Consider the following 5,685-nt stretch of genomic DNA (forward strand, 5'->3'; position numbering starts at 1 on the left):
CTTAAATCATAGATACCGTAAGGGATTTTATTCTTTATTTAAAACTTTGCAACAGAACCTTCAAAGTTATTATGAAAACCACAATGAATTTTCTGTTTCACAGCATATGGTGCTCCCTAATCATATACGATTAGGGCTGCATTACCCCAGAGAAAACAAGCCACGCTAGAGTAGTTTTAGCCACTAAGCTGAGAATAATGTAGATATATTCTCCATATAAGTAATCGGACCATTTTCCAATCTTTTTATATTGTAAAAACATATTAAGTGGGAACAAATTGAAAAATATAAAGTACGAACCAAATATTGCATAAACGAACCACGGCACCTCTGCTGGATTAGAATTACCAAATGCATAAAGAACAATGACTACCCATGTTCCTAATCCAGCAATAGAACCGAAAATATAGGCTAACCAATTTGTTTTTTGCGTGTATTGATTAATAATTTCCATCAATAAACCAAATAAATTCATAGTAGCGTTCAAAATAAACATGAGGATCAGCGCCCCAATATCATAGATACCAAATAAACTTGCAATAAGCACAATCATCAACGAAGAACTTAAGGCATATTCATACCAACGAAAATAGTTAATCCCCTTTTTTAAATCCTTATTATATCTTTGATTAAATGTTGGACTTACAATTAAAAAGTGAGCAATGGCAGAGAGGAATAAAAATATAGAGACTAGTATACCAAATGGGAGTTCTCCGATTTGTTTCGCATCCGTTACCAACGCCATTTTTGTTGGATCAAAGCTCAAATAATAAGACCAAACTGGGGGTTTGAAATCGCTCACCTTTGTAATCATTAGTGCGAGGACAAGGATAATGCATCCTTGAATAAAGTGGAGACTTCCCATAATAAGATTAAATTTTCTCAATTTCGTTAATTTTTCATTCATCAATAACCTCTTTCTATTTAGACTAGTAAAATAATATATACTTGTTCCTAATTTTTACTTATAAAAGTATCTGAGGCTGGTAACTCTAGATTGAGTTTAGGTAACCCTAATATAAGAAAAACTTCAGGAAATAATCTGAAGTTCTTTAAGGAGGAGGTGGGGCTTGAACCCACTCAATCGTTCAACGACTGTCATAATAATATAACCCCCCATCCATCTAGGGTAGTCCTCCATGTCATTTATAAAGTTATTATAACACATAATGATAGCACCACCAAATAATGTGCTATTTTATTTTTTATAAAGAATATGGAATATAAATAAGCATAAGTTATTAAAAAATTTCAAAACATATCAGGTTATTCATATCCACTATTTAGTAGAATTTTTTCGATTTTATCAGAAATTACATTGGCAGAATGGTTCTGTTGCAAAGTTTTCCGATAAGTCTATTTTAGTGTAAAATGGGATAGAAAGACAGCGAGGACATATGGATGAATCATTTTAAAGGCAAACAATTCCAAAAAGACGTCATTATTGTTTCTGTGGGCTATTATCTACGTTACAATCTGAGCTATCGTGAAGTCCAAGAACTCCTTTATGATCGTGGGGTTGACGTTTGTCATACCACTATTTACCGCTGGGTACAAGAATACAGTAAAATCCTCTATCATCTCTGGAAAAAGAAAAATAGACAGTCCTTCTATTCGTGGAAAATGGACGAAACCTATATCAAAATCAAAGGCAAATGGCATTATCTGTACAGAGCAATTGATGCGGATGGATTGACTTTAGACATCTGGTTACGAAAGAAACGGGATACTCAAGCTGCTTATGCATTCTTGAAACGACTACATAAGCAGTTTGGTGAACCTAGAGTAATTGTGACCGATAAAGCGCCGTCTATTGGCTCTGCCTTTAGAAAATTACAGAGTAATGGATTATATACTAAGACAGAGCATCGAACCGTGAAATACCTTAACAATCTAATAGAGCAAGACCATCGACCAATTAAGCGACGCAATAAATTTTATCGAAGTCTACGTACTGCCTCAACCACGATAAAGGGCATGGAGACCATTCGAGGAATATACAAAAAGAACCGAAGAAATGGAACACTCTTCGGCTTTTCGGTCTCTACTGAAATCAAAATCTTAATGGGAATATCAGCCTAAGATAATTGAAATTCAGAGAGGTTGTATTTTATTTTAAAACTTCGCAACAGAACCGTTTGATTTCATTTAATGCTAAAAACATCGATTTCCCCCCTTTTTGGTAGAAAAAAAGGCTAAACTTATAGACCTTTTTTCCCAATAATTGGAAAGAATTTTGCAGTATGTGCTGCATATTCTTTAAAGTCTTGACGATCATGGTATTTCTTTTCTAATAATGGAACTCCTGAAACAAATAATAACAACAATGTAATACAGATTGGACTTAAAATCAGCCATAATGTCGACCAACTTGTCAGCGCAACTAAAAATACACCCCACCAACAAACGGCTTCACCAAAGTAATTTGGATGACGTGTTACCGACCAAAAACCACTTGTTAGTAATTTGCCTTTATTCTGTGGATTTTTTTTGAACTGTTCTAATTGACGATCGCCGCCAACTTCAAAAATAAAGCCAATCAACCAAATCAAAACGCCAAGCCATTGCCACCACATCATGGATTCATTTGGGTTAGCAAATGTATACGTGATCGGTAGCGCAATAATAAATAATAATACGCCTTGCAAGACGAATACATTTAAGAACGCTTTGATATCGACATATTTTGTCCCCCAGCGTTTACGCATGTTCACATAGCGATAGTCTTCTGGCTTGTTCCAATTGCGACGAGCAAGATGGGTAAATAATCTTCCACCCCATAATGTCACGAGTACTAAAATGGCTAATTGTTGTAATGTAATCAAATCTGTAGCAATCAAACCGCCCCAAGCTACTACAACGAACCCCCCACCCCAAGCAATATCGACTAACGAATACTTGCGTTTACCTTTTGAAATAATAAACCAACAAATAAAATAGATGAGTAATGCAAATGCAACAATCCCATACATCATTTTTCTTCCTCCTTTAATACCCCGGCGATCGCTAAACTTGATTGTCCCGCACTGATCGCAATCGCTGCTGAGCTTTCTACGATCGCATCGACTGGTATCGCTCGTGCGTTTAAGCTCGTTTTCCAATCAAGTGCTGCTTGTTCATTAAACACATGTGTGACATAAACTGCTTCTAAACGCTGTTTGTTAGCAAATCCGCTGACCTTTTTTGTGATTTTTTTCAAACTTTGTTTTTGACTCAAAGAAGCGCCAATCAACTTGCCATCGCCTTCTTCATTTAGACTGACGATTGGATGAACAGAGGCTTTTTGAGCGATTTTTCCTAAGAATTGGGGAATTCTGCCAGATTGAATCATCGGATCTAAATCCGCTACTGCTACATATATAAAAATACGTTCACGCAAGGACTGCAATTCATTCACGACTGTTTCAAATGATTTATCTGCCTCAACTAACTCTACGGCTCGTTTGACAAGTAATCCTTGGGCAATCGAATTGAGCTTCGAATCGATTACTTGAATCCAGTTAGAAGAGAGCTGTTTTTCTTTTATGCGTTGGGTGATCAATTGATACGTTCCACTTAATTTAGCCGCTACACTGATAACCAACACATGATCATATTTCCCTTCTAAAAACGAAAGCAAGGCATCGACCGTTTTTATATTCGGTTGCGCAGTACTCATACTTTTAGCTATTTTTAGTCGTTGCTGTAAATAATCTGGTTCGATAGTCAATTTGTCTAAAAATGTTTCTTCATCTAGTAAAAGATTCATCGGTAACACATGTACTTGATGTTCCAAGCTAAAATCTTTTGGTAAGTCTGCGATCGAATCGGTTACAATCGCAATTTTTGCTTTTGCGTTTTGTCCAATTTGATATTGCAATTGCATATCGTCGACTTTTTGATACGTCACTTGACCATTAGATACTAAATAAGACATCAATCGTGCAGGTACACTAGTGTGGATATGTATCTTTACTTGTGTTTGATCACCAATAAAAACCAAAGAATCACCATAGTGTGCCAGTTGTGCTTTAAATGTGTCAAATTCTATCGTCAACTGTTTGACTAAAAATTCTGAACAATAACGATATCTAGGTGCCTCGCTTAGAAAATGTTCTTCGATTGCTTCCTGTTGATCTACTTGCATCTTTTCATAGTGAGAGACATCTCCATTACAAAAATATTCGGTTAGACCGGCAATAAAATAATAAAATCCTTTTGCACCTGCATCGACTAATTTATTCTTTTTCAGTACAGCCATTTGGAACTGTGTCTGTTCCAACGCTGCTTTAGTCTGTCTTTTTGCAACCGTCAACGCCTCAATCAGAGTATTTCCGTGTTCGATCTGCTCAACGAGATGTTCTGACCACACATGCATAACTGATAAAATCGTACCTTCTTTTGGTTCCAAGACAGCTTGATATGCTTTTTTTGACGCTTCTTGTGCTGCATAAACAAGTGCTTTTTCTGCTACGAGTGCATCATCATAGCTAGTACTTAACCCATAAAAATATTGAGCAAAGATCATACCCGAATTTCCTCTAGCACCCATCATTGCCGCTTCTGATAATTGGTTCAATCCATCTTTGATGCTGTTGGTTTGTATGGAAACTTGGTCTAAGATCGTTTGCATCAAAGCAGCCAAGTTACTCCCAGTATCTCCATCAGCTACAGGAAATACATTGATTCGATTCAATTCTTGTTTTTGATTGACAACTTCTTTAGCCCCATTCAAAAAACCTTCGAGTAACTTGGTTCCTTCTGATTCTTTCATTTCATTCACATTCCCTTAAAAAAATTCGCTTGGATCATATAAACAATTGCCGACGTCACAGCGGTTACACCAGTCCCCCAAGCAAGGTCGATAATCGTCATCTTCACTGGCCAATCTTTAAGCGTGGCTAAATTTGTCAAATCGTACGTTGCGTAACAAATCAACCCAAATAATGCTCCCGCACCGATTGTATAAAGAATACTCTGTTTTTCGACTCCTGGTAATAATACGAAAAAGACAACACCTATCACATAAAGCACATAAAAAATCACTGCTGGAGCCAATTTTACTTCTCCCATTAATTGTCCAATAAAATGTTGATACATTTTTTTCGATACCACCAACAACCAAAATAAGTCAAAAATCAAAAAGACAATCGCACTTGTTAAAAATAATTTGAAAAATTGTGACATGCCTTTCTCCCCCTTATCACTTGATAAGTAAAGTATAGCATATCTCCATTTTCATGCCTAGATTGTTGCTCAAATTCAAGCGCTTTTTTCTACTAATTAACTAACACGTTACTTTTTATGACAAAAAAAGAACATGCTCTACGCATGCTCTTCTACTGAACCAAATAATATAGCAAAGAAAAAACCTAACCCGATCGTCATGATAATATGTCCTAGACCGGCAACACCTGAGATCGCTGCCGAACTTTCAATCCCCATCACGGTCATTGTTCCGTGGATCAACATAAGTAATAAGGTTATTCCCAAACCGATATGGGGGTGCGGACATAATCCTGGACCAAAAATGAACTCAGGAGGAATGCCCATATGTTTTCCCACGAAGAACGTGTAAAAGCAATTCAGTTATTTTTAAAGTACGATTGTTCCTATACAGCTACCGGTTCTGTTGCAAAGTTTTAAATCTACTATCAAATAAGGTAGAATAATAGAAAAAGCGCCCCAGTTAGGAGAGGGACGCTT

At 36.5% G+C, this 5,685-nt stretch carries 6 protein-coding genes, 1 tRNA gene and 1 pseudogene; 2 read left to right on the forward strand and 6 right to left on the reverse strand.

Annotated features, from left to right (window positions below; genetic code table 11):
- Window positions 1-130: 130 nt before the first annotated feature.
- Window positions 131-907 carry a heliorhodopsin HeR gene (gene heR / locus AB6B24_RS12265; protein WP_369164814.1) on the reverse strand — a complete coding sequence of 259 codons (777 nt, stop codon included), beginning with the start codon at window positions 905-907 and terminating at the stop codon, window positions 131-133.
- Between the two features lie 148 nt (window positions 908-1,055).
- Window positions 1,056-1,139 (reverse strand) — tRNA-OTHER (locus AB6B24_RS12270).
- 101 nt (window positions 1,140-1,240) lie between these two features.
- Here AB6B24_RS12270 and AB6B24_RS12275 point away from each other — a divergent pair.
- A pseudogene (locus tag AB6B24_RS12275) lies at window positions 1,241-1,330 on the forward strand (AraC family transcriptional regulator); the annotation flags it as partial.
- 71 nt (window positions 1,331-1,401) lie between these two features.
- Complete coding sequence (locus tag AB6B24_RS12280; protein ID WP_163687682.1) at window positions 1,402-2,082, forward strand: IS6 family transposase; 681 nt, start codon at window positions 1,402-1,404, stop codon at window positions 2,080-2,082.
- 119 nt (window positions 2,083-2,201) lie between these two features.
- Here the strand turns inward: AB6B24_RS12280 and AB6B24_RS12285 are convergent, their stop codons facing one another.
- The 4 genes from AB6B24_RS12285 to AB6B24_RS12300 form a co-directional block, all read right to left on the reverse strand.
- Complete coding sequence (locus AB6B24_RS12285; RefSeq protein ID WP_204652637.1) at window positions 2,202-2,975, reverse strand: DUF1295 domain-containing protein; 774 nt, start codon at window positions 2,973-2,975, stop codon at window positions 2,202-2,204.
- Window positions 2,972-4,753: a DegV family protein gene (locus tag AB6B24_RS12290; protein ID WP_252571591.1), complete on the reverse strand. Its 1,782-nt coding sequence runs from the start codon at window positions 4,751-4,753 to the stop codon at window positions 2,972-2,974. The genes AB6B24_RS12285 and AB6B24_RS12290 overlap by 4 nt, the downstream gene beginning before the upstream one ends.
- Window positions 4,754-4,758: 5 nt before the next feature.
- Complete coding sequence (locus AB6B24_RS12295; RefSeq protein WP_137614767.1) at window positions 4,759-5,166, reverse strand: DUF2177 family protein; 408 nt, start codon at window positions 5,164-5,166, stop codon at window positions 4,759-4,761.
- 138 nt (window positions 5,167-5,304) lie between these two features.
- On the reverse strand, window positions 5,305-5,532 hold the full coding sequence (locus AB6B24_RS12300) for a DUF2871 family protein (RefSeq protein ID WP_252571589.1): 228 nt from the start codon (window positions 5,530-5,532) through the stop codon (window positions 5,305-5,307).
- Window positions 5,533-5,685 lie beyond the last annotated feature (153 nt).

Origin of the sequence: Lactococcus sp. AK05 (genome assembly GCF_041026685.1) — a bacterium.
In the GTDB taxonomy this organism is placed as follows: domain Bacteria; phylum Bacillota; class Bacilli; order Lactobacillales; family Streptococcaceae; genus Lactococcus; species Lactococcus lactis.

What these genes read in the sequence shown, in the direction of transcription:
- AB6B24_RS12280 (WP_163687682.1), top strand. Translation starts at nt 1,402, where the DNA reads ATGAATCATTTTAAAGGCAAACAATTCCAAAAAGACGTCATTATTGTT.
- AB6B24_RS12295 (WP_137614767.1), bottom strand. Translation starts at nt 5,166, where the DNA reads ATGTCACAATTTTTCAAATTATTTTTAACAAGTGCGATTGTCTTTTTG.
- heR (WP_369164814.1), bottom strand. Translation starts at nt 907, where the DNA reads ATGAATGAAAAATTAACGAAATTGAGAAAATTTAATCTTATTATGGGA.
- AB6B24_RS12285 (WP_204652637.1), bottom strand. Translation starts at nt 2,975, where the DNA reads ATGATGTATGGGATTGTTGCATTTGCATTACTCATCTATTTTATTTGT.
- AB6B24_RS12300 (WP_252571589.1), bottom strand. Translation starts at nt 5,532, where the DNA reads ATGGGCATTCCTCCTGAGTTCATTTTTGGTCCAGGATTATGTCCGCAC.
- AB6B24_RS12290 (WP_252571591.1), bottom strand. Translation starts at nt 4,753, where the DNA reads ATGAAAGAATCAGAAGGAACCAAGTTACTCGAAGGTTTTTTGAATGGG.